19 protein-coding genes are annotated in these 23,975 nt (G+C 44.2%); 10 read left to right on the forward strand and 9 right to left on the reverse strand.

Translation table 11 applies throughout. The features are described 5' to 3' along the window. Positions 1 to 322 precede the first annotated feature (322 nt). The 3 genes from Q0R35_RS16130 to raiA all read right to left on the reverse strand — a co-directional run bounded on the left by Q0R35_RS16130 (position 323) and on the right by raiA (position 4,902). Positions 323 to 1,594 carry a lipid-A-disaccharide synthase gene (locus Q0R35_RS16130; RefSeq protein ID WP_295620637.1) on the reverse strand — a complete coding sequence of 424 codons (1,272 nt, stop codon included), beginning with the start codon at positions 1,592 to 1,594 and terminating at the stop codon, positions 323 to 325. A gap of 96 nt (positions 1,595 to 1,690) precedes the next feature. Further along, entirely contained in the window at positions 1,691 to 3,943 is a 2,253-nt protein-coding gene (locus tag Q0R35_RS16135; protein ID WP_295620689.1) for a transglycosylase domain-containing protein, read from the reverse strand. 335 nt (positions 3,944 to 4,278) lie between these two features. Beyond that, positions 4,279 to 4,902 (reverse strand): ribosome-associated translation inhibitor RaiA, encoded by a 624-nt coding sequence (gene raiA / locus Q0R35_RS16140; protein WP_295620640.1) that lies wholly within the window; start codon positions 4,900 to 4,902, stop codon positions 4,279 to 4,281. A 403-nt stretch (positions 4,903 to 5,305) separates the two neighbouring features. On the opposite strand from raiA, the gene thrB reads away from it, so the two are divergent. From thrB to Q0R35_RS16155, 3 genes are all read left to right on the forward strand, one after another. After that, complete coding sequence (gene thrB / locus Q0R35_RS16145) at positions 5,306 to 6,211, forward strand: homoserine kinase (protein WP_295620643.1); 906 nt, start codon at positions 5,306 to 5,308, stop codon at positions 6,209 to 6,211. A 319-nt stretch (positions 6,212 to 6,530) separates the two neighbouring features. Further along, positions 6,531 to 8,060 (forward strand): hypothetical protein, encoded by a 1,530-nt coding sequence (locus Q0R35_RS16150; RefSeq protein ID WP_295620646.1) that lies wholly within the window; start codon positions 6,531 to 6,533, stop codon positions 8,058 to 8,060. Positions 8,061 to 8,120: 60 nt separating this feature from the next. Next, on the forward strand, positions 8,121 to 10,385 hold the full coding sequence (locus Q0R35_RS16155) for an FdhF/YdeP family oxidoreductase (RefSeq protein WP_295620649.1): 2,265 nt from the start codon (positions 8,121 to 8,123) through the stop codon (positions 10,383 to 10,385). Between the two features lie 181 nt (positions 10,386 to 10,566). Here the strand turns inward: Q0R35_RS16155 and guaA are convergent, their stop codons facing one another. The 4 genes from guaA to murD all read right to left on the reverse strand — a co-directional run bounded on the left by guaA (position 10,567) and on the right by murD (position 17,229). After that, a complete protein-coding gene (gene guaA / locus Q0R35_RS16160; RefSeq protein WP_366944922.1) occupies positions 10,567 to 12,198 on the reverse strand; it encodes a glutamine-hydrolyzing GMP synthase in 1,632 nt (543 codons plus the stop codon). A 142-nt stretch (positions 12,199 to 12,340) separates the two neighbouring features. Next, positions 12,341 to 13,525 (reverse strand): cobalt-precorrin-5B (C(1))-methyltransferase, encoded by a 1,185-nt coding sequence (locus tag Q0R35_RS16165; protein ID WP_295620652.1) that lies wholly within the window; start codon positions 13,523 to 13,525, stop codon positions 12,341 to 12,343. 158 nt (positions 13,526 to 13,683) lie between these two features. Next, positions 13,684 to 15,648: a two-component system sensor histidine kinase NblS gene (gene nblS / locus Q0R35_RS16170; RefSeq protein WP_295620655.1), complete on the reverse strand. Its 1,965-nt coding sequence runs from the start codon at positions 15,646 to 15,648 to the stop codon at positions 13,684 to 13,686. A 228-nt stretch (positions 15,649 to 15,876) separates the two neighbouring features. Then, on the reverse strand, positions 15,877 to 17,229 hold the full coding sequence (gene murD, locus Q0R35_RS16175; RefSeq protein ID WP_295620658.1) for a UDP-N-acetylmuramoyl-L-alanine--D-glutamate ligase: 1,353 nt from the start codon (positions 17,227 to 17,229) through the stop codon (positions 15,877 to 15,879). A 147-nt stretch (positions 17,230 to 17,376) separates the two neighbouring features. On the opposite strand from murD, the gene Q0R35_RS16180 reads away from it, so the two are divergent. After that, positions 17,377 to 18,018 carry a Uma2 family endonuclease gene (locus Q0R35_RS16180; RefSeq protein WP_295620661.1) on the forward strand — a complete coding sequence of 214 codons (642 nt, stop codon included), beginning with the start codon at positions 17,377 to 17,379 and terminating at the stop codon, positions 18,016 to 18,018. A gap of 8 nt (positions 18,019 to 18,026) precedes the next feature. Here the strand turns inward: Q0R35_RS16180 and Q0R35_RS16185 are convergent, their stop codons facing one another. After that, positions 18,027 to 18,932 carry a LysR family transcriptional regulator gene (locus Q0R35_RS16185; protein WP_295620664.1) on the reverse strand — a complete coding sequence of 302 codons (906 nt, stop codon included), beginning with the start codon at positions 18,930 to 18,932 and terminating at the stop codon, positions 18,027 to 18,029. 88 nt (positions 18,933 to 19,020) lie between these two features. Here Q0R35_RS16185 and Q0R35_RS16190 point away from each other — a divergent pair, with 88 nt between their 5' ends. Both Q0R35_RS16190 and Q0R35_RS16195 read left to right on the forward strand, forming a co-directional pair. Next, complete coding sequence (locus Q0R35_RS16190; RefSeq protein ID WP_295620668.1) at positions 19,021 to 19,734, forward strand: helix-hairpin-helix domain-containing protein; 714 nt, start codon at positions 19,021 to 19,023, stop codon at positions 19,732 to 19,734. Positions 19,735 to 19,746: 12 nt separating this feature from the next. Continuing rightward, on the forward strand, positions 19,747 to 20,346 hold the full coding sequence (locus tag Q0R35_RS16195) for a hypothetical protein (protein ID WP_295620670.1): 600 nt from the start codon (positions 19,747 to 19,749) through the stop codon (positions 20,344 to 20,346). 17 nt (positions 20,347 to 20,363) lie between these two features. Here the strand turns inward: Q0R35_RS16195 and Q0R35_RS16200 are convergent, their stop codons facing one another. Beyond that, positions 20,364 to 21,008, reverse strand: coding sequence for an ankyrin repeat domain-containing protein (locus Q0R35_RS16200; protein ID WP_295620674.1), 645 nt, complete (start codon positions 21,006 to 21,008; stop codon positions 20,364 to 20,366). Positions 21,009 to 21,165: 157 nt separating this feature from the next. Between Q0R35_RS16200 and Q0R35_RS16205 the strand changes: the two genes are divergently transcribed. The 4 genes from Q0R35_RS16205 to Q0R35_RS16220 all read left to right on the forward strand — a co-directional run bounded on the left by Q0R35_RS16205 (position 21,166) and on the right by Q0R35_RS16220 (position 23,648). Next, entirely contained in the window at positions 21,166 to 21,795 is a 630-nt protein-coding gene (locus Q0R35_RS16205; protein ID WP_295620677.1) for a class I SAM-dependent methyltransferase, read from the forward strand. A 167-nt stretch (positions 21,796 to 21,962) separates the two neighbouring features. Continuing rightward, positions 21,963 to 22,748: a sulfite exporter TauE/SafE family protein gene (locus Q0R35_RS16210; RefSeq protein ID WP_295620680.1), complete on the forward strand. Its 786-nt coding sequence runs from the start codon at positions 21,963 to 21,965 to the stop codon at positions 22,746 to 22,748. Between the two features lie 27 nt (positions 22,749 to 22,775). Further along, positions 22,776 to 23,465, forward strand: a complete 690-nt coding sequence (locus Q0R35_RS16215; protein WP_295620683.1) for a bifunctional 2-polyprenyl-6-hydroxyphenol methylase/3-demethylubiquinol 3-O-methyltransferase UbiG — start codon at positions 22,776 to 22,778, stop codon at positions 23,463 to 23,465. Positions 23,466 to 23,480: 15 nt separating this feature from the next. After that, on the forward strand, positions 23,481 to 23,648 hold the full coding sequence (locus tag Q0R35_RS16220) for a hypothetical protein (protein ID WP_295620686.1): 168 nt from the start codon (positions 23,481 to 23,483) through the stop codon (positions 23,646 to 23,648). Positions 23,649 to 23,975: the final 327 nt, after the last annotated feature.

Consider the following 23,975-nt stretch of genomic DNA (forward strand, 5'->3'; position numbering starts at 1 on the left):
GGTGAAACGATGAAAATTGTCATCCCGCCGATTTGGTTGAAAACAGCTCGTAGTCAGCAACATTTTTTTGCTGCAATATCATTAATATTACTGGTAATCGGAATTCTTGTGCTGATGACAACAGTTTCTTTAAATGAAATAGGACTACTGTTTTTACTACTAGCAATAGTACTAGTTTTTAGAGCGACCCGAATGCTACGGGATTATGATGATAATGCCAGATGTCAGCATGAAATAGAAATAACCAAGCAAAATGTAATCTGTACGAAAAAAGTAGTTGAAAAAGCGGTAGCTCAATGGATAATTAAGCTTGAAGATAGATTTAACGCTGAGAATAGATTAAATCTGCCACGATCGCAGCTAATTTATCGGCGGCACCTGCTTCGCCACGAACTTGGCGTAAATCCGATCGCATGGCGGCTAATTTTTCGGGGTGTTCGAGATAATCTAGCGTAAATTCAGCGACGGTTTTGGCATCTAGATTACCAACTAATTCGGGAACTATTTCTCTCCCAGCCCAAATATTTGGCCATGCAAATTTATAATTTCCCATCTTCCAATAGGCGATCGTATTGACGATTTTGGCGATCGGCGAACCAACTAAAGGTAAATTAACTAAGATCCCTGGTAGCCCGTCCCAGGCGCGCATGGCATCCATCTGTTGCAAAGCGATTAAAACTATCATTGGTACTCCTAACCCGCCTAGTTCTGCCGTATTTGCCCCGATGGTGGTCAAACATAGGGTACATTGACTCAACCAATCGTAAGCCGGAAATTCGGTATGCAATTCTACTTTTAATCCGGTGGCTGTCTGAAGATAGGGAATGGGTGCGTCGAATTCTAGAGTTGCGGTGGCACCATTCACCAGGGCAATAATCGGATTTTTGCTAGGATCGGCATAACTGGCTAAAGTTTGCAGATCGATTGTCGGCGCGACGGGAATAGCAAATTTTACCAGCGGATTAGCTGCTTGAATATGTTCGGCGATCGCCAGCATTAGTGGCAATCCCATGCCTAATTTTGCTGATTTAGAGCCGGGTAGTAATCCGATCGTGATAGCCTCGGAATTGCGATCGACTAATTTGGGATTGAGACTAGTTTGAGTCTCCACCATTAAGTCGCCAACTACTGTAAATCGATCGAGATATTTGGGTTTAACTTTAGTAGTGACTGCGGCATTCATCACGGCAAATCGATCGATTAAATTATGCCATCTTGCCGTCCATTCGGCATACACCACCGTCTGATAACCCAACCGTTTACCGATTACGACAGGGGGAAACTGATCTCCACCCAGAAAAATTACAATTCCCCGTTCGCGCCAGTCCCAATTTTCGGCAGTTTTACCCCATATTAAAAACTTGGTAAAATGCTCGGCACCTTGGGCACGATCGATCTCCGGATAGCTGGTTAAAATCTGGACTTCTTTACCACTCGCATTCGGACAAGGTGATAACATAGCCGAAATTCGCACGAGAGATCGATCGTTACCTAATTTGGCACGTAACGCTCTAACGACGGGACGCACCCATGTCGTGACTTCGCCTGGAGCGTTAGAGAGAATGATAATATCGATCGGCTGAATGTCATTCATTTTTATTTAACTCAGTATAATTAGCCGATCGCATCATCAATAATATATTAAACGGACAAATAATTAGTTAATTTACACGATCGGTAGCAACTTAAATTATTTAAACACCGAACCCATATAATTGCCCCATAACTGAGCGGCTTGTGCGCTGCTACCTTTGGTGGGTGAATTATTGTCATTCCCCAACCAGACACCCGTGATGACTTTTTTATCGGGAATAAAACCGATAAACCATAGATCCACATTATCATCGGTAGTTCCCGTTTTCCCGACTTCTCCGAGACCGATCGCGGCATTTTTGCCAGTACCATTAGTTATGACCTCACGCATCATACTGGTGAGCGTATCTGCCGTAGTTGCCTTCAATACTCGCTGTGAGGGCGCATCCTTGGCATAATCGTACATAACCCGACATTTGCGAAGTTGGTTGAGATCGCAATTGCTCGTATCGTACACCCGTTTGATAACGCGCGGCTTGTGCCAGATGCCGCGATTGGCAACCGAACTGTAGGCTCCAGTAATCTCTAGCATATTTACTTCACTCTGCCCCAAAATCAGGGCGGGAACTGATTTAAGGGGCGATTTAATGCCCATTTTCTGGGCTGTAGCGATCGTACCTGCTAAACCGATATCCTGTGCGACTCTCAGGGCGATCGCATTTTCCGAGAGCGCGAAACCCGCGTACATATTAGTAAATCCCGACGCGCCATGATTGCAGCCAGGGAAACTTCTACCATCCCACGAGATTGGATCGCAGGAATAGGTCTTTCCCGGCGATCTGCCGCCCTCGATCGCGGCGGCATACCCAAACAGCTTAAATGTCGATCCGGGCTGCCGCTGGGCACCTGTGGCACGGTTGAATTGACTTTTTTGATAGTCTACTCCGCCGACCATCGCCTTGACGATGCCAGTGGTGCTATCGAGCGTGACGATGCCACCTTGCGAGAAGCGGTACGTTCCACCAGCCGAGGCGATATTTTGACGTAGTGCGGCTTCGGCTTTGGCTTGCATTTTTAAGTCTAATCCAGTTTCGATCGCGAAATTACCTTCTTTAGCTGTTTCTGTGCCTAAAATTTCCTGAAGTTCTTGAAAAACGTAGGTATAGAGATAGGGAGCCTTAGTACTGGTGCTAGGGGTACAGGCTTCTTGGCGATAATTTAGCGGCGATCTCCGGGCTTCTCTGGCTTCGGCTGAGGTAATTACCCCGGTTTCTAGCATCCGATTGAGGACTAAATTCCGGCGTTCGATGGCTTTCATCCCTCTGCGCCCTTGTTTATCTTCAACACAAGGATTAAAAATATTCGGCCCCGGTAAAATTCCCACGAGCATGGCGGCATCTGGTAGGGTTAAATCGCGGGCGGATTTACCTAAATAATGCTGGGCGGCATCTTCAAAGCCATGTGCGTCTTCGCCTAAAAAGACGCGGTTGAGATATGTTAGTAAAATTTTATCTTTACTATATGTGGCTTCTAATTTCAGAGCCACGACTGCTTCCCGCATTTTCCGGGGGAGATTGTCTTCACTCCCGACGTACGATCGAAATAAACTTCGGGCTACCTGCTGAGTTAAAGTACTCGCACCCTGAGTCAGTTTACCCTTTTGACGACCCACGACGATCGCCCGCCCTACTCCCCACGGATCGATGCCAAAATGCCAGTAAAAACGATTATCTTCCGAAGCAATTAGGGCTTTGGGTAAGTAAGTAGAAAAACTGCTAATATCGGCTAGATCTTTATGTGCGCCTGTTTTTGCCGGACGCAATGGTTCTTCTAAATCCTCAGCATATACCATCACTGGCCCATTGGCATCGGGCAGCGGATTGACATTAATTTTGGTCGATTCTGCCAGAATTGCGAGTATTAATAGGCTTAAAATACTGCCAGTACCGTACAAGCCATACCGCAACACGCGCATGTAGACAGGCGGCGGATCGAGATAAGTAATTTTGACTGCGGCTTTAAGTTCTGGTGGGCCGAGGGTGAAGGTATCGCCGTTTCTAAGTGTAATCCGATCGACCCGCTTTTTGCCGCGATAAATGCCATTAGTCGAGCCTTCGTCTTTGAGTAAAAAAGTCGTCCCCTTTTGGCGATCTCGGCTTAATGAGAGGTGAACTTGACTGACAACTTCATTGCGAATTACGATATCACAAGCCTGAGAACTACGCCCCAACACGTATTTCTCGCCTAACAATGGAAAGATATCTGGCTGCGGCGCATCGGCATCTTGAACCAGTAGTTTCGGCACTCTCGCATTGGGTTTGAGTGCCAACCGGGTAAAATTAACTTTCGTCCGATTGAAGACTTGGGTAATTTGAGCGAGGAGTGTCTTTTTTGGCGGCTGAGAAGACATGTCGGGACTGGGGTTAGGGATATGAGCTAACAGGCGATTGCGTTGCGATAACTGCAACAACCATCTAAATCGATCGATAAATAAATATCTTCACATTTTGCACTAGTGAATCCAGATAACCTCGTCTAAATTTGCAAATTCCCTCGATCGATTAACCCATATGGACACTTTTCATCGTTACTCTCGCTGGATCTCGCGATCGTTCAAATCGATTACGGTCAGATTTATGAATATGTCTATTTTAGCTCAGACCGAGTGAGGTTCGATCGCACAAAAATTGGGAGGATCTCCATTGAAATCCTCCCATCTTCATTAAACTCACCCGATCGTTATAGCTAGACAGTTCCAGCGATCTTTGCGGTACTGCCATTTTCAGCCGCAGTAGGACGCGGTTGGATCGCTCCAAAACCGCCGTGCTTGCGGCGATAAACGACGTTTACTTCTCCAGTTTCGACACTGCGATACATATAAAAATCGTGATCTACCAGTTGCAATTGTGCGATCGCTTCTTCGATCGTCAATGCTGACATGGCAAAGTATTTTGTCCGCACTACTTCTGCGGGTAATGTTGCCGATCGATTATCGGTCAGATGATAATCTAGTAACTCTAAATCTAATTCTTCCCCCAGCTCTTTGGCTGAATCCGTGCGATCTTTTTTCGTGAAATTGCGCTCTTTATATTTGCGTAATTGCCGTGAAATTTTGTCGGCAACTAAATCGATACTTGCATATAAATGTTCGCTGGCTTCTTCGGCGCGAATTGTTGCCCCATTGGCATAAATTGTCACTTCAGCTACTTGCGATGCTGCAATTCGAGGATTTTTGGCAACTGATAAATTAACATCTAGTCCGGTCACGATCTGATCGAAATGGCTCACTGCCTTCTCGATTTTTTGATTTACATAGTCGCGGATGGCATCGGTAATTTCGATGTTCTTACTCTGGAGCACAAGCTTCATAAGCATCTCCCACTGGATATGATATTAGGTTTAAGGTTGAGATAGGCAGAAAAATTGTGGAAACTCGTGTTTCCTCTGTAGCGAATTTTACTTACTATGTTGACTTAAACTACCTACACTGCTCTACAGCGAGGAGTCAACTTTAGTAAATGATTATCCAACTAGGGATAATGTAACTACCTCACCTTTTTTGTGACTGACTATACATTAGCATTTATAATCTATTTGCAACATTATTTAGGGCGGCTATTTAAAAGACTTTGCATTTTGTGACATTCATTTACATCTGGCACGATAAACCGTCTCACTTATAATTATTGTTGCCCAGCCCACAATAGAGATCTGTCAACCAAATCTAAAAGTGGGATGCGCCCTATCCCCCATACCCTATTCCCTATTCCCCATGACAAAGATTCGCGTACCCGCTACCACTGCCAATTTAGGAGCGGGTTTTGACTGTATCGGTGCTGCGTTGAGCATGTATAACGAGTTTACCTTCACCCCGATCGACACTGCAAATTTAGTCATTGCCGTGCAGGGGTTAGAAGCAGCTAAAGTCAATACCGATGCTAGCAACCTCGCCTATCAAGCCGTTCTCAAATTATACGAGCGAATCGATCGAGATCCCCCAGTCATGCAGCTAGAAATTAAGCTTGGCGTACCGCTAGCGCGGGGATTGGGTAGCTCGGCAACGGCGATCGTCGGCGGCTTATTGGGTGCTAATATTTTAGCCGGAAGTCCGCTCTCACCAAGTGAAATTATGCAACTGGCGATCGAAATGGAAGGACACCCCGATAATGTAGTACCCGCCCTCATTGGCGGCTGTCGGCTGGCGGCTACTGCGGCAACTGGTTGGGCGATCGCTGATATTCCTTGGCACGATAGCGTAGTACCTGTAGTTGCCATTCCCAATTTTGAACTCTCGACAGCAGAAGCCAGAAGCGTGCTGCCGAATGAGTATAGCCGCGCCGATGCGATTTTTAATACGGCGCATTTAGGCTTAACGATCCGGGGTTTAGAAACGGGGAACCCTGACTGGCTGAGTGCGGCATTAGCCGATCGGATTCACCAACCCTACCGTCAAAAGTTAATTCCTGGTTATACTGACGTAGAACGAGCCGTAATTGCCGCTGGCGGCTATGGAATGGTTATCAGCGGTGCGGGGCCAACTTTGCTGGCTTTAGCAAGTGTAGAGCGCGCTCAAGCTGTTGCAGCAGCGATGGCTCAAGCCTGGGAAGCACAAAATGTTCAGGTGCAAGCACAGCCGTTGAAGGTGGATCTGCAAGGTGCGGTAATCGATCCTAATTAGGTATAACAATCCTAATCCCTTTCCGCTCAAAGACTACAGATTAGCTTTTTCCTTATCCCCTCTGCGTTCTCTGTCTCGTTGGCGGAGCCTCTCTGAAAGAGAATCGCTCGTAAACCGTCGGGTTCCCCGACGAGCGCAAATCGCTGCGCCTCTGCGGTTATAAAAAAATCTCCGATCGTAATTATTACTAGTGATTATGAACCGATCGAATAAACCGCAGAGGCGCGTGAAGAGCGCAGAGAAAGAATAATCAGAGATCGCAGTTTTCTAAGTGCGACTGGGTAACCTATGTAAAGGATATCTTGTCATCAACAGAAACATGTCTAAGTATTTACCAAAACCGTCTTTTTGCTTGGTGTGGGGATTATCGGTAGCGAATCTACTCACCGCTACAGTCGCTCGATCTCAATCTCCAGAGCTACCACACGAATCAACTGCGGCGGATGCCAATCGGCAAATTCAGAAAGCCAATCCGCTCAATTCAAGTAATTCTAGCCAGCCAGCTAATACCAGTCAACCGCCAGTACCAGCAGGCTCAACAGCGGTAACGGCAGGTATTTATACATTTGTATTATCGACTCCTGCCACGATCGCGATTGTGGTTATTATCGGTGGTATTGCGATCTTCCCGATTTTATCTTTATTGTTCAATTCCAAAAAAATCTCTAAGCTCAGACAAAGTAAATTTTTATCAAGTTTCGGTCAAAAGTTTCAGAAGCCACAAATATTAGAAAGTGATAAATTTTTACATCACCGGACGTTTGACAAACTTGCTGAGATTACCAATCAGGCGGAAAATTTGAATGCAGATAAATTCGGCAATACCGAGTTTATGACATTTTTTAAGATTAAAAGTTATATTGCTCGATCGATCGATGAATATGCTAACTTAGATGAGGTTATCGAGCTACTGAAAGTGGCGATCGCCACTCAGAATAGTTTTGCTAGGATCGATAGTACCGAATCGAGATATTGTAGTAGCACTCAACAACAGTTATATAAATTTGTAAATTCACTATTAAACCAAGATATAGAGACATTAGTATTTCAGGCACAGGTTTCTCAAAAGCTAGAGGAAGTGTTGCCACTGCTAAAAACTGAGGAAGGGAAGTTGGCATTACAAGCTTATGCCTCCGAAGTTAATAAAATTTCTGAACATCCGTTAGGGCTAAAGTTAATTCTATTATTTAAAAAGTATCAACTCGACGATTATTCAACTTTACGAAGTATTTCAGACACTATTAATTTATTAGATTCGGAAGATTTATTAAATCTCGATGGATTGATGCTGTTAGTGATGGTCAAATATAATATATTTGAAAAACTTGGCCCGATCGTGGGTATTGATGAAAAATTTAACCGCCCGGAAACTTACAGCAAAATGCTTCAATACATCGGGTTGAAGTCTCGGCATGAGACATCGTACCAAAAATTCCAGGAGTTTTTACTGCTACTTAAAAAGTGGGAGGTTCAGTATAATTCGATCGTCAATGTTCGTCAGAAGTATAATGCCAAAGAGTATCATCTGCCGCCAGAATTTAGTCAAAATGTCCCAGGCTTGGCAATTTATCAGAAATATAAAGATAGTTTCCACTTAATTTCTGCTACGCCTCCAACCCCTGTAACCGTAGCACCAGCACCATCGGTTGTCTCGGCTCCGGTGGAAACAACCGCAGCACCACTATCGGCGATCTCGAATCCAGAAACAATTGAAGAATCGATTGCCTCGATTCCAGAATCTTCACTAGAGGAAACACTAGTACCAGCCTCAGTAGTTGTAACAATAGAGGAACCGCAAACACCAGAACAGATCGAAATATCGGAAGCGTTGGCATCTACCCATCGATAGACCCGCTCGATCGGGAATTTATGCTACTTTGAATAAAAATTAGACACCATGTCGTAACGCATGAAAACTACCCCACCATCCCAACCGCCGTTTAACGAAACTAACGAGGATACCCCAGAAATTGGTGGGGGGCTGCCGATAATTAAGTATTGGGCAGAGCATACATTATCTCCAGAAGGGCCAAAAATTTGGCAGACTTTACTCCACCATAGTGCGTGTTTGTCTTGCTCTTGGGGGACGGGGGGACAGAAAGGGGGCTTTACTAATGAAGACGGTGAAAAGCTTCAACGCTGCATGAAAAGTGTTGAGGCAATTACCGCCGAAATTCAGCCGCCAGTATCTGGGCATTTTTTCGATACCAATCCGATCGCCAGATTACAACAGCTTACTTCTTATGAAGCCGATCGATTGGGAAGACTGAGTTTTCCGGTGATTTTACGAGCGGGGAGTTCGCACTTTCAAAGGATTTCTTGGGATGAGATTTACTCGATCGCGACTGCGGCATTTAAACTAGATCCCGAACGGGTGGCTTCTTATAGTTCGGGGCGCGGCTCGAATGAGGCGGCGTTTGTACTGCAATTAATGATGCGAACGTTGGGTTCTAATAATCTGGCAGATTGCTCGGATTTGTGTCACGCGCCTTCGACGACGGCATTGAGCGAGATGTTTGGTACCAAAACTTCGATTGTTAGCCTGGAAAGCTTGAAGGAAGCCGATTGTGTGGTATTGGCGGGGGCAAATTCACCCTCCAATCATCCCCGCTTGATGAATGAATTAATTAAAATCCGCGATAACGGCGGTAAAGTTATCGTTATCAATCCGGTGATGGAAATCGGGTTGGTTAAATTTGGATCTCCGGCATTTCCTGTCAAATCATTAGTCCCCGGCTCGAAAATTGCCGATCTTTACCTGCAACCGATTCCTGGTAGCGATGTTGCTTTATTTATCGGCATTCAAAAGGCATTAATGGGGCAAGGAAGAATCGATCGGGAGTTCTTGCAAGCGCATACTGAAGGTTGGGAAGCCATCCTCGAACAAGCACATACGACTTCGTGGGAAACTATTACCGCTACTTGCGGCGTATCTCTAGCCGAAATCGAATCCGCCGCCACCATTATCGGCGCGTCTAAACGGGTTGTCTTCGCCTGGGCGATGGGACTCACCCAACAGCTCAACGGTGTCGATAACGTTTACAGCATCGCTAATACCGCCCTAGTTACTGGCAATGCTGGCAAAATGGGAGCTGGCGTGATGCCCGTACGCGGACATTCTAACGTCCAAGGCTTCGGATCGATGGGCGTGACAGTCAAACTCAAAGAAGAGCTAAAGCAAGCCTTAGAGCGGCTGCTAGGACGCTCTCTGAATCTTCCCAAAGGTTACCACACCCGCGACCTAATTGAAGCCGCAGCGGCGGGTAAAGTAGATAGCCTAATCTGTGTGGGTGGTAATCTCTACGGTGCCAATCCTAATTCCCATCAGGCAAAGCAGGCATTGGGCAACATCGACACCATCATCTACATGGCGACGAAACCCAACATCGGGCACTTTAACGGCTTGGCAAAAACCAACACGATAATTATCCCCGTGTTCAATCGGTTTGAGAACCCTTATAAAACCACGTCAGAATCGGGTAACAATTTTGTACGGCTCAACGATGAAGGCGAAACCCACCTCAAATCTGGCGATTTAATTCCCGAAGTCGAATTTTTAACCAAACTGGCGCACTACGTTCTCGGTGAAGAGCCGATTCAATGGCGCAAGATGCAAGATCCTCAATACATCCGTCAAATTATCGCCAGTACTGTCGAAGGTTATGCGAAAATCGGCACGATCGATGACACCAAAGAAGAGTTTACCATCGCCGATCGGATTGTCACCACACCCCACTTCAAAACGCCATCGGGGAAGGCAAAAATGTTTACTACCCCAATCCCAGATCTAACTCTACCCACCGCTCAAGACTTTAATATCGGCGATCGCCCAAATAGTTTAGTATTAGCACTAATGACCGGACGCAGCTATTCTCAACACAATACCGTCGTTTATAAAATTGGCGATATGTATCGGGGAATGCCGCATCGTAACTGTATTCTGATGAATCGGCTCGATGCTGAAAAAATTAATCTAGCAGCACACGATCGGGTGACAGTCCAGGGGGATGCTGGTAAATTAGAAGATGTAGAGGTTATTTACGGCTCGGTGCGTGAAGGTGCGGCGTTAATGTTCTATCCTGAAGTGAATGTAATTTTTACGGCTCAAACCGAAACTCGATCTGGTACGCCTGCTTATAAGCGAGTACCTGTGGTGGTTTATAGCGATAAATAATTTATTTGAGGCTATAAAACACAATGCTTACACATTATCACCACAAACGCGATCGACCCTTTCAAACTTTAGCTTCTGTCTGAACTATGATTTGTGCGATCCGATAAATAGACTATAATTTTCGGATTGCAGTCCATCATTTAATCATTCTAATCATAGTTCAGACAATATTAGCATAAAACTATTCCCACTCGATCGTACCGGGTGGCTTAGATGTGATATCATAAACCACGCGATTGACACCTTTTACTTCATTCACAATTCGGTTAGAAACAATCTCTAAAAACTCATACGGTACCTTCGACCAATCGGCGGTCATGCCATCTTCACTAGATACACATCGCAACACGATCGGATGTGCGTAGGTACGTTGGTCGCCCATGACTCCGACACTATTTACATCGGCTAGTAGCACTGCAAAAGCTTGCCAGAGCTTGTCATAAAGCCCTTGCTTATTAACTTCTTGACGGACGATTAAATCGGCATCGCGGAGGATATTTAGTCGCTCTGCGGTGACTTCTCCAATAATCCGAATTGCTAAACCGGGGCCGGGAAATGGTTGCCGTTTAACGATTTCTTCGGGTAATCCGATCGAACGTCCGACTTTTCGTACTTCATCTTTAAATAATTTACGTAAAGGTTCGACGAGCTTAAATTGTAAGTCTTTGGGCAATCCACCGACGTTGTGATGGCTCTTAATTTTAACTGCTACCCGTTCGCCACTTTGCGGATCGACATTAGTATCTGCCGACTCAATTACATCTGGATATAATGTCCCTTGAGCGAGATAATCGAATGGCCCCAACCGTTTTGATTCTGACTCAAATACACGGATAAATTCAGTACCAATAATTTTACGTTTGGTTTCGGGATCGGTAACTCCGGCGATCGCATTAATAAACCGTTCCCGCGCCATTACATATTCAACTTTGATATGGAATTGGTCTTTAAATAGGGCAACTAACCGCTCTGGTTCGAGCTTTCGCATGAACCCTTGATCGATGAACATACAGGTCAATTGGTCGCCGATCGCCCGATGCAATAAGAATGCTAAAGTAGAAGAATCGACACCGCCAGATAATGCTAATAATACTTTTTTATCGCCAACGCGAGCGCGAATATTCCTGATGGATTCCTCGACAAATGCTTCAGTCGTCCAAGTGGGTTGACAGCCACAAATATGATAGACAAAATTGCGAATTAACGCAAAACCGCCGATCGAATGCACTACTTCGGGGTGAAATTGTACCCCAAATAATTTGCGCTGATGGTTGGCGATCGCCGCGCATGGTGTATTATTTGTATGTGCCAGTAGATCGAAGCCAGTCGGCAGCCGTTCGCAGGAGTCACCATGACTCATCCACATTGTCGTTCCTGCTTCGACATTCGTCAGCAGATCTGTCGGGTTGTCGATGAGTAGTTCGGCTTTGCCATACTCAGCTTTTTTCGCCTTAACTACTTCACCACCAAGTTGCTGCACCATCAATTGCATTCCGTAGCAAACACCCAATACCGGAATGCCTAAATTCCAGATTTCCGGGTCGCATTGGGGCGCGCGATCGTCATACACTGAACTAGGGCCACCCGAAAGAATAATCCCCTTAGGATTTAGCAGTCTCAATTGCTCGGCAGTAGTTCGATAAGAGATGACTTCAGAATATACTTGGGTTTCGCGAATTCTCCGGGCAATTAGTTCCGAATACTGGGAGCCGAAGTCCAGAATGACGACCATTTGATGGTTTAAGTTGACCTGTTCTAATGTACTATCGGTGGGCTGAAGATTGGTGGCGTTAGTTTCGGTTTGTGTTGTCACTGCGGACTCCATTGAAGTTGATACTTTGTAGATTTTGTAAATCTCCGACCGTCTAAATTTGAAATGAGCGACTCTTAAATTAAAAGAGTGAGATCGAGCAAGATTTATCGGATTTTGTAAAATATTTTATATTCGATCGACTTTAGCACAATTGAGTCAAAAATGTTCTGCCAGTGAGACTAGTTGCGATAACTTGCCGAGTGCGATCGAATACTACCGAACCGACACTTACAGACTGCTGACTTTGACTGTAAATATACGTCTGCGATCGATTATCGATCTTTTCTGTCAAATAGCCATAAATTTTGGATACCCAATTACTCCCATCAGCTACATCTAGCTCGTGCAGATATTTAAGCACATCTTCGGCTGTCTCACAGTCGAATAACCCCGCTAATGGCCCTGCGGGTAACCCCATCCGCGCCGCTGCTGCAACTAAAATCTCTAATCTCCCATCGGCTAAATGATGATGAGTGTGAAAAATCCCCCCCGCCAATTTAATTAATTTGCCATGATAGCCAAACAGCAATAACTTAGGCACCCCCAATAGTCCCGCCTCGGCTAATAACGGCCCCAACCAGTTCGCAGTCTTAATAATGCGATCGCGATTTATCCCCATTTTCTGCGCCAAATCTAACCCATTCTCACCAATACAAAACACCAACGGCAACATCTCCCCGTCTCCCCGTCTCCCTGTCTCCCCGTCCCCCCGTCCCCCACTCCCCAGGTCAGTGAGCGAAGCCGAACTGCCGTCCCACTTACCTCTCAACTCATCCAAACAAGCATCCAACTGTCCCGGCGCGCTCAAAGGCTGCGAAATTCCTGTCGTTCCCAGTAGCGATAAACCTTCAACCACGCCAAATGCGGCATTCGATGTCCGAGTTGCTAAGACTCTTCCCTCCGGCAAAATTATCGTCACCCGAATCTTTTGCCCCGGTAACAGTAATGGGGCTAAATTCGCCTGGAAGAGCTGACGAGCGTAACTATATATAGCGGGGAGATTGTCTAGATTGGACTGCTTGCCGACCCCTTCTCCCCCCACTAGCGCGATCGTTTCTACTTGAGCGGGATCTGCCCACTCCACTACGGCCCAGATTGGAGTATCGCGAGTGAGATCTAAGTTATCACCAGGATCGCTATGAGTAATGCCCAGAGCCAGATTAGCCTGAATTAATGCCACCTGCCCGATCGCAATTTCCACCTGTTGGGATGGGGTAATTAAGTCTACAGTCACCACCGATTTAGCTGCGGTAGACTGCTGCAAACATTGTAATGCGGCGATCGCACTAGCAGTCGCAAACACAGGTAAGGTATAACCAGAACGCATGGCAATTCAATGTCTGAACTTTGATGAACACGATTCTCCACAGGAGAGTCTACGCCAACGATTGATGGACTTTGATAAACAGCTATCCGACAATCTTAGTCTATCTGTTAATCAAATAAATCATAGTTCAGATGGTATGTTCTCGATCGGGAATCACCTTATCTATTATCCTCGATCGTCCACGCGCCACTTTCTACTAGTTGTTGGTCTTCGAGCTGCTGGATTTGCTTTTGCTCGTAGATGGCTAGATCGAACCAGAAAGTCGTGCCGACACCAACAGTACTGCTAATATGAATTTGACTGTGATGTTTTTCAATAATATTTTGCACGATCGATAGTCCTAAGCCAGTACCTTCGAGAGTATGAACGCGGTTTTCCACCCGGAAAAAGCGATCGAAAATTGCCCGCCGATCTTCAGGATCGATGCCGATTCCCGTATCGATAATTTCAATTCTGACGACAGGAGAAATAATCTCATCTGCCGCTTCACCAGTGACTGTAGCTCGATAAGCACGGATGGTGACTTTCCCATCGGTTTTGGTAAATTTGAGGGCATTCCCGACCAGATTTGCCAGCACCTGGAGAATTAAATCGTAGTTACCCAAGACAAATGGTAGATTAGGTTCGATATCTTGACAGAGTTCGATGCCTTTGTCTCTGGCGTTAAGCTGATAGGTACGGAGGGTTTGTTCGATCGATCGGTCTAATTCCACACCATCGAAGAGGTAGGTATGTGAGGATTCGAGTTTTGATAAATCCAAAACATCGTTTACTAGTCGCGTCAGGCGATCTGTTTCGCGGTTAGCCGTATCGAGAAATTCGCTGCGTTCTTCTTTGGTTAATTCATCTCCGTACTCGTGAAGAGTTTCGATGAATGATTTGATATTAAATAAGGGCGTTCGCAGTTCGTGAGAGACGTTACTAATGAATTGACTTTTCGCTTCATTTAATTCTACCTCGCGGGTGATATCTTGAATTGTCATCGCGATCGCCCGGACGTTTTCTTTGACCGGATCGAGTACGTTGGTGATTAGAATTCTGACAGTACGCTGTGCGGGATGATTGAGAGCGATCCGAAATTCTTCGCCATCGAGTTTACCAGCCGCCACTTGGTGCAAGGGACGCGCGAGTTCTGCGGAAACGCTGCCCGGTAAAACATGCAAGACATTTGTATTGTCTAATTCGAGGTGCTCCCAACCAAAGAAACGACGAGCGTTGGGATTGACTAGCACGATATTTAGATTATTATCGATTAATACCGCACCATCGGCGATCGTCGTAACCAAGGTTTCTAATTTGGCTTTTTCGGCAGTTAATTCGTCGATATTTTGTTCTTCAAATATCTCTAACTTTTCAGCCATTTCATTAAAACTATCGATTAATTCGCCCAACTCACCACCGAGGGGTAAATCGATTCGCTGTTTAAAGTTTCCAGAGGCAATATTTTTGACACCTGAAAGTAATTCTTTAATTGGTTTGGTGATTTGGAGCGCATTAAATACCGCACCCAAAATTACCATTACCCAAATCGAGACAAATACCGCGATCGTCACATCTCTAGTCAAACCAGAGGACGCAACTACGGTAGGATTGGGGTTAATCCCGATCGCCAGGGTACCGATAAATTTACCTTCATGCTCGATGGGCACGAATACATCAGTAACGATCCCTTCTGGTGTCTGATGTTGACGCACCAGTGGTAAGTCTTTGCGAGTACCACTCTCTGGTAGGTGAATCCGTCGCTCGATCATCAGTGAGTTTTGAACTTCTGATTCAGAAAACGGAATTCCCAGTCGAATATTGCCCCCATCATCAGCGTACAGAATGTACCGTAAGCTCGACGTACTGTGATAGAAGCGATTGGAAAACCGCGCGACGCTAGTGAGATCGTTTTCGGCTATTTGGGGGGCGATATTGGCGGCTAACAGCAGTCCTAAATCTCGCCCGAAGCGCGTATCATTCATACGCGCGTCTGTTTGAATGGTATTTACTGCCCAAAAAGTTAAGCCACTAACAATCAGCGACACCACCAAAGTGGCTGCTCCCATTAGTTTGGTTTGGAGTGTAAACTCCATCCACCAATGGCGAATAGTGTCGCGCAGTTTGTCGAACATGGCTAGCATGGAGTGGATAAGGGATAGGGGATTGTGAATAGACTACTCGCTAGCAATATTTTTCAGGCGGCAGGAGCCGATCTCACTCACTGATAAGATGGAGATCTCTAGGCTGTTTCCCTTCCCACTATAACAGCGATTACCTAACGGTAGGCTATGCCAACGCTTAGATGGCTCGGAGATTCACCCGCGTTCAGCTCTGCTGTACCGGAGGTAATCGCCTTAACCGAGCCTAGTTTAATCCTTGAGAGCCAGATTTTGACATAATTGCCGAAAATCATCGCCACGATGCTCGAAACTAGTATATCGATCGAAACTCGCACAGGCAGGGGATAATAGGACAATTTTAGCTTGATATTGCTGGACTAATGAAATCGATCGAGTTACCGCATTTGCCATAGTTTCAACCATTTCGTAGTTAGTATAACCGACGGCTTGCAATCGATTTGCAAATTGAGTCGCAGCATTACCAATCAACAATACGGCGGCGGCTTGCTGTTTAATAGTATCCAACCAAGCCAGATCGTCGCCTTCTTTAGCTTCACCACCCGCAATTAGAATCACAGGCGATTTAACAGCACTCAATCCCACATCGGCAGCATCATAATTAGTTGCTTTACTATCATTAATATAATCCGCACCGCCATAAGTGCAGATATATTCTAACCGATGGGCGACACCCGGAAAACCAGCCACAGCAGAAGCGATCGCACTATTTTCGATCCCGGCTATTTTAGCGATACCCACTGCCATTAATAGATTTTGAAGATTATGATCTCCAGGCATTTTCAGTGAATCGGCTAGTAGCACTTTCTCGCCCCGAAATATTACCCAATTATCTTCAATCCAAACTCCCAGTTCGGGATTGCCTTGCAAATCTTCTTTACCTGCCACACTCGTCCAAGTAGCATCTTGCCAGTCAGAATTACCCAAATCGTATAAATATCGATCGTCGCCATTAAATATTTTGTGCTGTGAATTACGAAGTAATTTAGCCTTAATTGCTGCATAATTTTCAACAGTTTTGTGGCGTGCTAAATGGTCGGGAGTTAATGTCGTCCATACCCCAATTCGTGGCTTGAGGGTAAAAGTAGACTCGATTTGATAACTACTCAGCTCGGCAATAATCCAGGCTGGACGTGTTGCGAGTAATGCTAATTCACAAGCAGCAAAACCGATATTACCACACCCGATCGTTTCGATGCCAGCCGCTTGAAAAATCGCCGCAGTTAGAGCAGTAGTGGTAGTTTTACCATTGGTTCCAGTAATTGCCACCCAGGGGATATCTTGAAGATGCCGCCATGCTAATTCCATTTCACCAATTGTATCGATACCCAGTTCTCTGGCTTTGACTAGGGGTGGAATATCCCAAGGTACGCCGGGACTGACGACGATAATATCTTCGGTGGTAGGTGTAAATTTATCGCCGAGTTTGACGTTAATTCCGAGTAGTTCTAACTGTTGTTTTTGAGCTTCGAGGTTGGGGTTATGGTTACTATCGCTGAGAGTGACTGCATAATCATGTTTCATTAATAGTTTAGCAGCAGCAATACCCGATCGACCTAGACCAATTACAGTAGCTTGTTTCATATATTTTTTAATCACAGAGGACGCACAGTTAGACTTCACTCATTGTAAGGGACGTAGGGATTTGCCCTCGACCGAATTTCTCCATCGTATTTTACTCGATCGTGAGGATCTAGATTAAAATAAAGGCATTCAATTTTAGTTGAATTTATGACTGCAACACTACTCGCACCACCCGCCGAAATTATTCGCCTGTCTGGGATTAGCTGGAATACCTACGAAACTCTGCTAGAGGAACTGAGCGATCGTCGGCTGCGCCTCACTTACAATCGTGGTAATCTAGAAATTATGGCTCCTTCTCCAGAACACGAACTTAGTAAAGAAGTCTTGGGTCGTTTTATCGATACTATCGCTGAAGAATTAGAAGTAAGTATTTATCCCCTCGGCTCGACTACTTTCAAGCAAGCCAAACTGAGCGGAGCAGAACCCGATAAATGTTTTTATATTCGTAATATTGCAGCGGTTCAGGGCAAGCTGAGATTAGATATGGCAGCAGATCCAGCACCAGATCTGGTTTTAGAAGTTGATATTACCAGTAGTTCCCAAAATCGCCTTCAGGTCTATGCAGATTTAGGAGTAGCTGAAGTTTGGATATATAATGGAGAATCTTTAATTATTCAACAATTACAAGATGGTGTTTATATTGCCACTCAAACTAGTCAATTTTTTGGAAGTTTATCGATACCAGATATTGCAACCTGGTTGCAAAGATCGACAACGATGGATTATCTGGCGTTAGTAAAATCATTTCGTGGCTGGGTGAAAAGCCAGATCGGTGCAAATAATCAATGAGTAGCACTCTATTTAATAGTCGATCTAAAATCAACCAGCACACTTTCTAAGAATCTATTCATCGTCGGTGAATTATCATTTATCCGCCAAACAATCGCCATTGTTGCAAGGTGCTCTTTACTCGCCTCGTTCGATCTAATCGGTTTATACACTACACCTTGACGTTGTGCTTCTCGGATCGATGCTGGCAAAATTGATACGCCCATATTTGCCGATACCAAACTGACAATTGTCTGCATTTGAATACATCCTTGAACTACTTGTGGACTGAAACCAGCCGCTTGACAAATCGCAATAATCGGATCGTATAATCCTGGTGCAAGTTGCCGTGAAAATAGAATAAATGGCTCGGCGGCTAATAAGTCAATATCGATCGCATCTACTGAAGCTAAACGATGGCTAATTGGTAAAGCAACCACTAAAGATTCCTGGAAAATTACCTGACTAACCAAATTTTTTTCAACAATTGGCGGACGAATTAAGCCCAGATCGATTCTACCTTCTCGCAGCCAAACTAATTGTCGATCGGTAGTCAATTCATGTAATTCAATTCGCACGTTCGGATACCGATCGCGAAACTGCTGGAGCATTACTGGTAAAATATTATAAGTTGCCGAACCAACAAAACCAATCGAGATTTGACCGAGTTCGCCGCGACTAGTTTTTCGACCAATATCGATCGCGCGATCTAGTTGTTGAAATATTCGTTCTACCTCTATTAAAAACCCTTTACCAGCAGGCGTAAGTGAAACCGATCTTTTAGTACGATTAAATAATTCAAAGCCCAATTCTGATTCTAGATCTTGAATTTGTTTGCTCAATGGTGGTTGAGCGATATGTAACTTCTCCGCCGCCCGTCCAAAATGCAATTCGGTAGCGACAGTACTAAAATATCGTAAGTGACGAAGTTCCATAACAAAGTTGAATCGATCTCCAATTAGGCTAGATAATGTCGCAATAACTTAGGGAATAATACTAATAGCTTATCTCAATTAAAACTTAATGATATCCTTAGACACGCCACCTAGATCTACCCCTTCAGATTATCCTTCAGCCGATCGCATTAAATGGTTTCGCAAACAGCTTTCGGCTTGGGGAGTTGCCAATTGCCGCGATTATCCGTGGCGAAAAACTACCGCTGCTTACCATCTCCTCGTCGCCGAATCTTTACTCCAAAAAACCGATGCGGATACAGTCGCACCAATTTACGAACTATTTTTAGAACATTATCCCACTGTCCAAGATTTAGCTACCGCCGATCTCGATGATGTTGCTAAAATTCTTAAACCATTAGGATTATTTTTCCGCGCCGAACGGTTGCAACAATGCGCCCAAATCGTGATTGAACAACATAATGCCATGGTACCTCAAGACCAAAAACAACTGCTCAAACTGCCAGGAATCGGCGACTATACTGCTCGTGCTATCGGCTCTCAAGCCTTCAACCAGCCATTAGCCGTACTAGATGCTAACGTCGCGCGGATTCTTGAACGTTTCTTTGGCTTGCAAGGCGAGAGAGTTAAATCTCGGTGCAAAATTCTCTGGGGTGCAGCAGATTTAATCGCACCCAAAACCAAGGTAGGAACCTGGAACCTCGCGCTGCTCGACTTTGGCGCATTAGCTTGTAAGGCTCAAAATCCAGATTGCCAAAATTGTCCGCTATCATCGAAGTGTAAATGGAGTCTCGATCGTCGAGCGTTATCATCAAAAGTGTGAATTAAATTCATCATGCCATATAGTAGTTTTACATTAAGTAAAGTTAAATCTGATTTTGGAATCGCAACTAACGAAATCCAAGATCTGTTCGCCGATACTACTCCAATTCATTCCAGCGATCTGCTGACTTTATTACTTAAAGAACAGCTACCTTTAGCTGGTGCTATTAATACCGAAAAAGCCCGTTCCGAATTAGTTATCATGCCAATTCTGATGGAAGTGCGGCGAATTTTGGGCAACCAGATTTCGATCTTCTCTGGCAGTAATTTTGAAGTCGATTCTACGCAAGGATTAGATGGACGTTGTGACTTTATTTTGAGCCGATCTCTCGAACAATATTATATTACCAGTCCCGTATTAACGATCGTCGAAGCGAAGAATGAAAGTATTCCTAGCGGATTGGGACAATGTATCGCTACAATGATAGCAGCCCGTTTATTCAATCAAAGAGAAGGAAATCAAACAGAGATTTTATATGGGGCTGTAACTACTGGTACAGATTGGAAATTTCTCAAGCTCGAAGGACAAATTGCCTTTATTGATGTTAATGATTACTATATCAAAGAAATTGACAAAATCTTGGCTATCTTAGTAAGTACATCAAGCCCGTAATATCTAGATAGATCGAATTAGAATTTAGCACCTGACTTTTTCAGTACCGCCACTATTTTTTTCCATTTCCCTTCCTTAGCAATACTCAAAGGTGTCGCACCCATTCTATTTTTAATATTTACCTTCGCACCATTCTTAATTAACAACCGCACCACTCGCACGTAATCGTTTTCATAATGCGCCGCTACTCCTGAAGATGCATACATTAACGCCGTACTACCCCTACCCGCTCTAGCATTTACATTGGCACCATTTTTAATTAGCAGTTCTGTTATTTCGATAGTGCCGCGATAAGTAGCTCTTACTGAAGTCATTAGTGGCGTTACACCTTCATTACCAGGTAGATTAACATTTGCCCCGCGAGATATCATCATGGTTACAGAATCGATCGCACCTGCATTAACCGCTGCATGAAAATATCGATCGGGACTACCACCTTTATCGAGGAATTGCTTTAATTTATCGACTCGATTTAAGACAACATCTTCCAAGATCGGATCTTCCAATTCCTTACTTTGTTCGTTAGCAGCTTGGTTTAAGACTAAATTATTTGATATTGCTAAATTAGCATTAATTTTAATTGTTGCTAGCGTCGGATAATTGATAAATACCAATTTAGCAGCAACAATTAGACAAACTTTATAAACTATAGACTTTAACATAACTGGAAAAATGACAGAGTTAGATCGGCTTTACCAACAATCGATACTTTAAAAGTATTAATAACAATCCTAATATATATTGGACAAGCACAAACTCCTTGTCTATAGTAGTGATACAGCCCCACCGCCACCATTACCGCAGCCTAAGTGCAATATTATGGTAAATCTATGGTCTACTACCGAACATGCGCTTAGCTACCTAGCTAAAGCCGATAGCATTCCCCATCGTACCGAGGGTGAAGCTGTCTTGTTGGACTATATCCCAAAAACTGCCCAGCGCATCCTCGATTTGGGCACTGGTGACGGGAGACTGATGGCATTACTCAAAATCGATCGACCTTCAGCGACGGGAATTGCGTTAGACTTTTCACCAGTGATGTTGGAAAAAGCTAGAGATAGATTTAAGGACGATCGATCTATTGAGATTATCAGTCATAATTTAGACGATCGATTGCCAGATCTGGGTAAGTTTGATGCGATCGTTTCGAGTTTTGCGATTCATCATGTCACACACGATCGTAAACGCTCTTTATATGCGGAGATATTTAATTTATTAACGCCTGGTGGTATATTTGCCAATCTCGAACATGTCGCATCACCTAACGATAAGATTCACATTCAGTTTCTTACCAAGATTGGATATACAGTAGAGAATGAAGATCCATCGAATAAATTACTAGATGTCGAAACTCAACTAGGATATCTGAGGGAGATTGGATTTGCAAATGTAGATTGTTATTGGAAATGGCTAGAATTAGCTTTATTAATTGGGATTAAACCAGATTAATTGACGGTGAATAATTAAGTTTCTTATCTATAACTTCAGCGGTTTCAACCGCCGCTTGTGATGCAAAGTCCGCCTACGCGGACTAACTAATGTGTCAGTTCGCTTAGGCGGACTTTGCAACAATAGCCCCGAATTTATTCGGAGGCGTTTAATTAAAGGCTAATATAATGCCGATCGCACCACCATCGCTTACAGATCTAAATGGTTTCTTATTATTTGCAACTGCTTTTATCGCTGGCGGATTGAATGCCGTGGCTGGTGGCGGGAGTTTCATCAGCTTCCCAACGCTGATCTTTACTGGTATACCTCCGATCGCGGCTAATGCTACTAATAATACTGCCCTGTGGGTGGCTAGTTTGGCAAGTGCTGGTGCGTACCGTCGGGATTTGGATGTCGATCGACGAACTATGCTAATTTTGAGTATTGTTAGTTTAGTCGGTGGATTGCTCGGCTCGATATTGTTACTCTATACATCTGCCGATATTTTTAAAAAGCTAATTCCCTATTTATTATTACTCGCAACAGTTGTATTTATCTTTGGTGAATCTTTCAAACAATGGCTACAATCTTTAAATCGAGCAGAGACACCAAAGTCACTACCGCTAGTCTATCTAGTTATCATTCAACTAGTAGTTGCGATTTATGGCGGTTTCTTCGGCGCGGGTATTGGGATTTTAATGTTGGCGAGTCTCACCTTTTTCAACATTAGAAATATTCATGCTATGAATGCCCTAAAGACATGGCTGGGAACCTGTATCAATGGCATCGCGATTATCCCTTTTTTATTCGCAGGTATTATAGCTTGGCATCAAACAATTATCATGGCTGTTGGTGGTGCTTTGGGCGGTTATTTTATCGCTAACTTCGCCCGTCGGATTCCATCAATAATTATTCGCAGATTTGTATCGACCGTTGCTATAAGTATGACAATCTATTTTTTCATCCGCAGCTAGTTTGAATATTATTAGGCAATAAAACTTATGACTAATTCTCGTTGGCAAAGCCTTTCCTTAGGGAAATTGCGAGTTCGCGAACTATCACAAGCATCCTATCAGCAGGGAGATTATACAGGCTGGTTTGAAAAACTCTATGCAGAAGCACAAGGAGATCTCAATGCAATTCCGTGGGCAGATCGTGACGTGAGTCATTGGTTGGCAGACTGGATTGAAACATCCCAATTTAATTTACAAGATCGGCGCGTATTAGTCGTCGGTTGTGGGTTAGGAGATGATGCCAAATATCTAGCTCAACTCGGTGCTAAAGTAACGGCATTCGATTTATCTCAAACTGCGATCGATTGGTGTCATCAAAGATTCCCCAATTCGCAGGTAAATTATCAAGCCGTTGATTTATTTACCGCCCCAGCCAATTGGAAATTAAGTTTCGATCTTGTTATTGAAATTTACACGATTCAAGCACTACCCGCAAATATTCGTCCGAATGCGATCGATTGTATCGGTAATTTCGTTGCACCTAATGGCAAATTACTAGTCGTCTGTCGCGGGCGCAATCCTGAAGATCCAGCGGGCGAATTGCCACCATTTGCTCTTACTCAATCGGAGTTGAATAAATTTACCGATCGCGGTTTGCAGCAAATATCGTTTGAAGATTTCATCGACACCTTAGAGTCGGGTTCGCCCCGTCGATTTCGGATCGTCTATCAGCGTTAGTTAAAACCAAATTAAATGGATACATTACCAAATGATTGGTCTGATGTTCAACCAGATACTATTTATCAATCGACTGCTGGTTTGTTAGTTTCCTTTGCTGACGAGCAAATAAAGCTAGGATCTAGATACAACCAAAATGGTAAACATTTAAAAGCTATCGAAAAAGGAGAAGATAATCTGTAGGTTGGGTTGAGCCAAACGAAACCCAACTAACTCACACACCAACACCCTGGAAATGTTGGGTTGAGGCACAAGACCCACCCTACTCTCTTGTTTATGAAATCCAGACATAACGATTTTAGTGAAGATTTAAATTAATTTTCGTTATTATTTAGTCAGTTAAATGAAAAACTTACTTTCTTACCCACTAATTAAAACCATGAGCAAAAATACCTTATTCGATCGAGTCTGGGACGCACATACCGTCGCCACATTACCATCGGGACAAACCCAACTATTCATCGGCTTACATCTAATCCATGAAGTCACCAGCCCTCAAGCCTTTGCCAT

This window comes from Chamaesiphon sp. GL140_3_metabinner_50 (assembly GCF_025361915.1).
GTDB lineage: Bacteria > Cyanobacteriota > Cyanobacteriia > Cyanobacteriales > Chamaesiphonaceae > Chamaesiphon.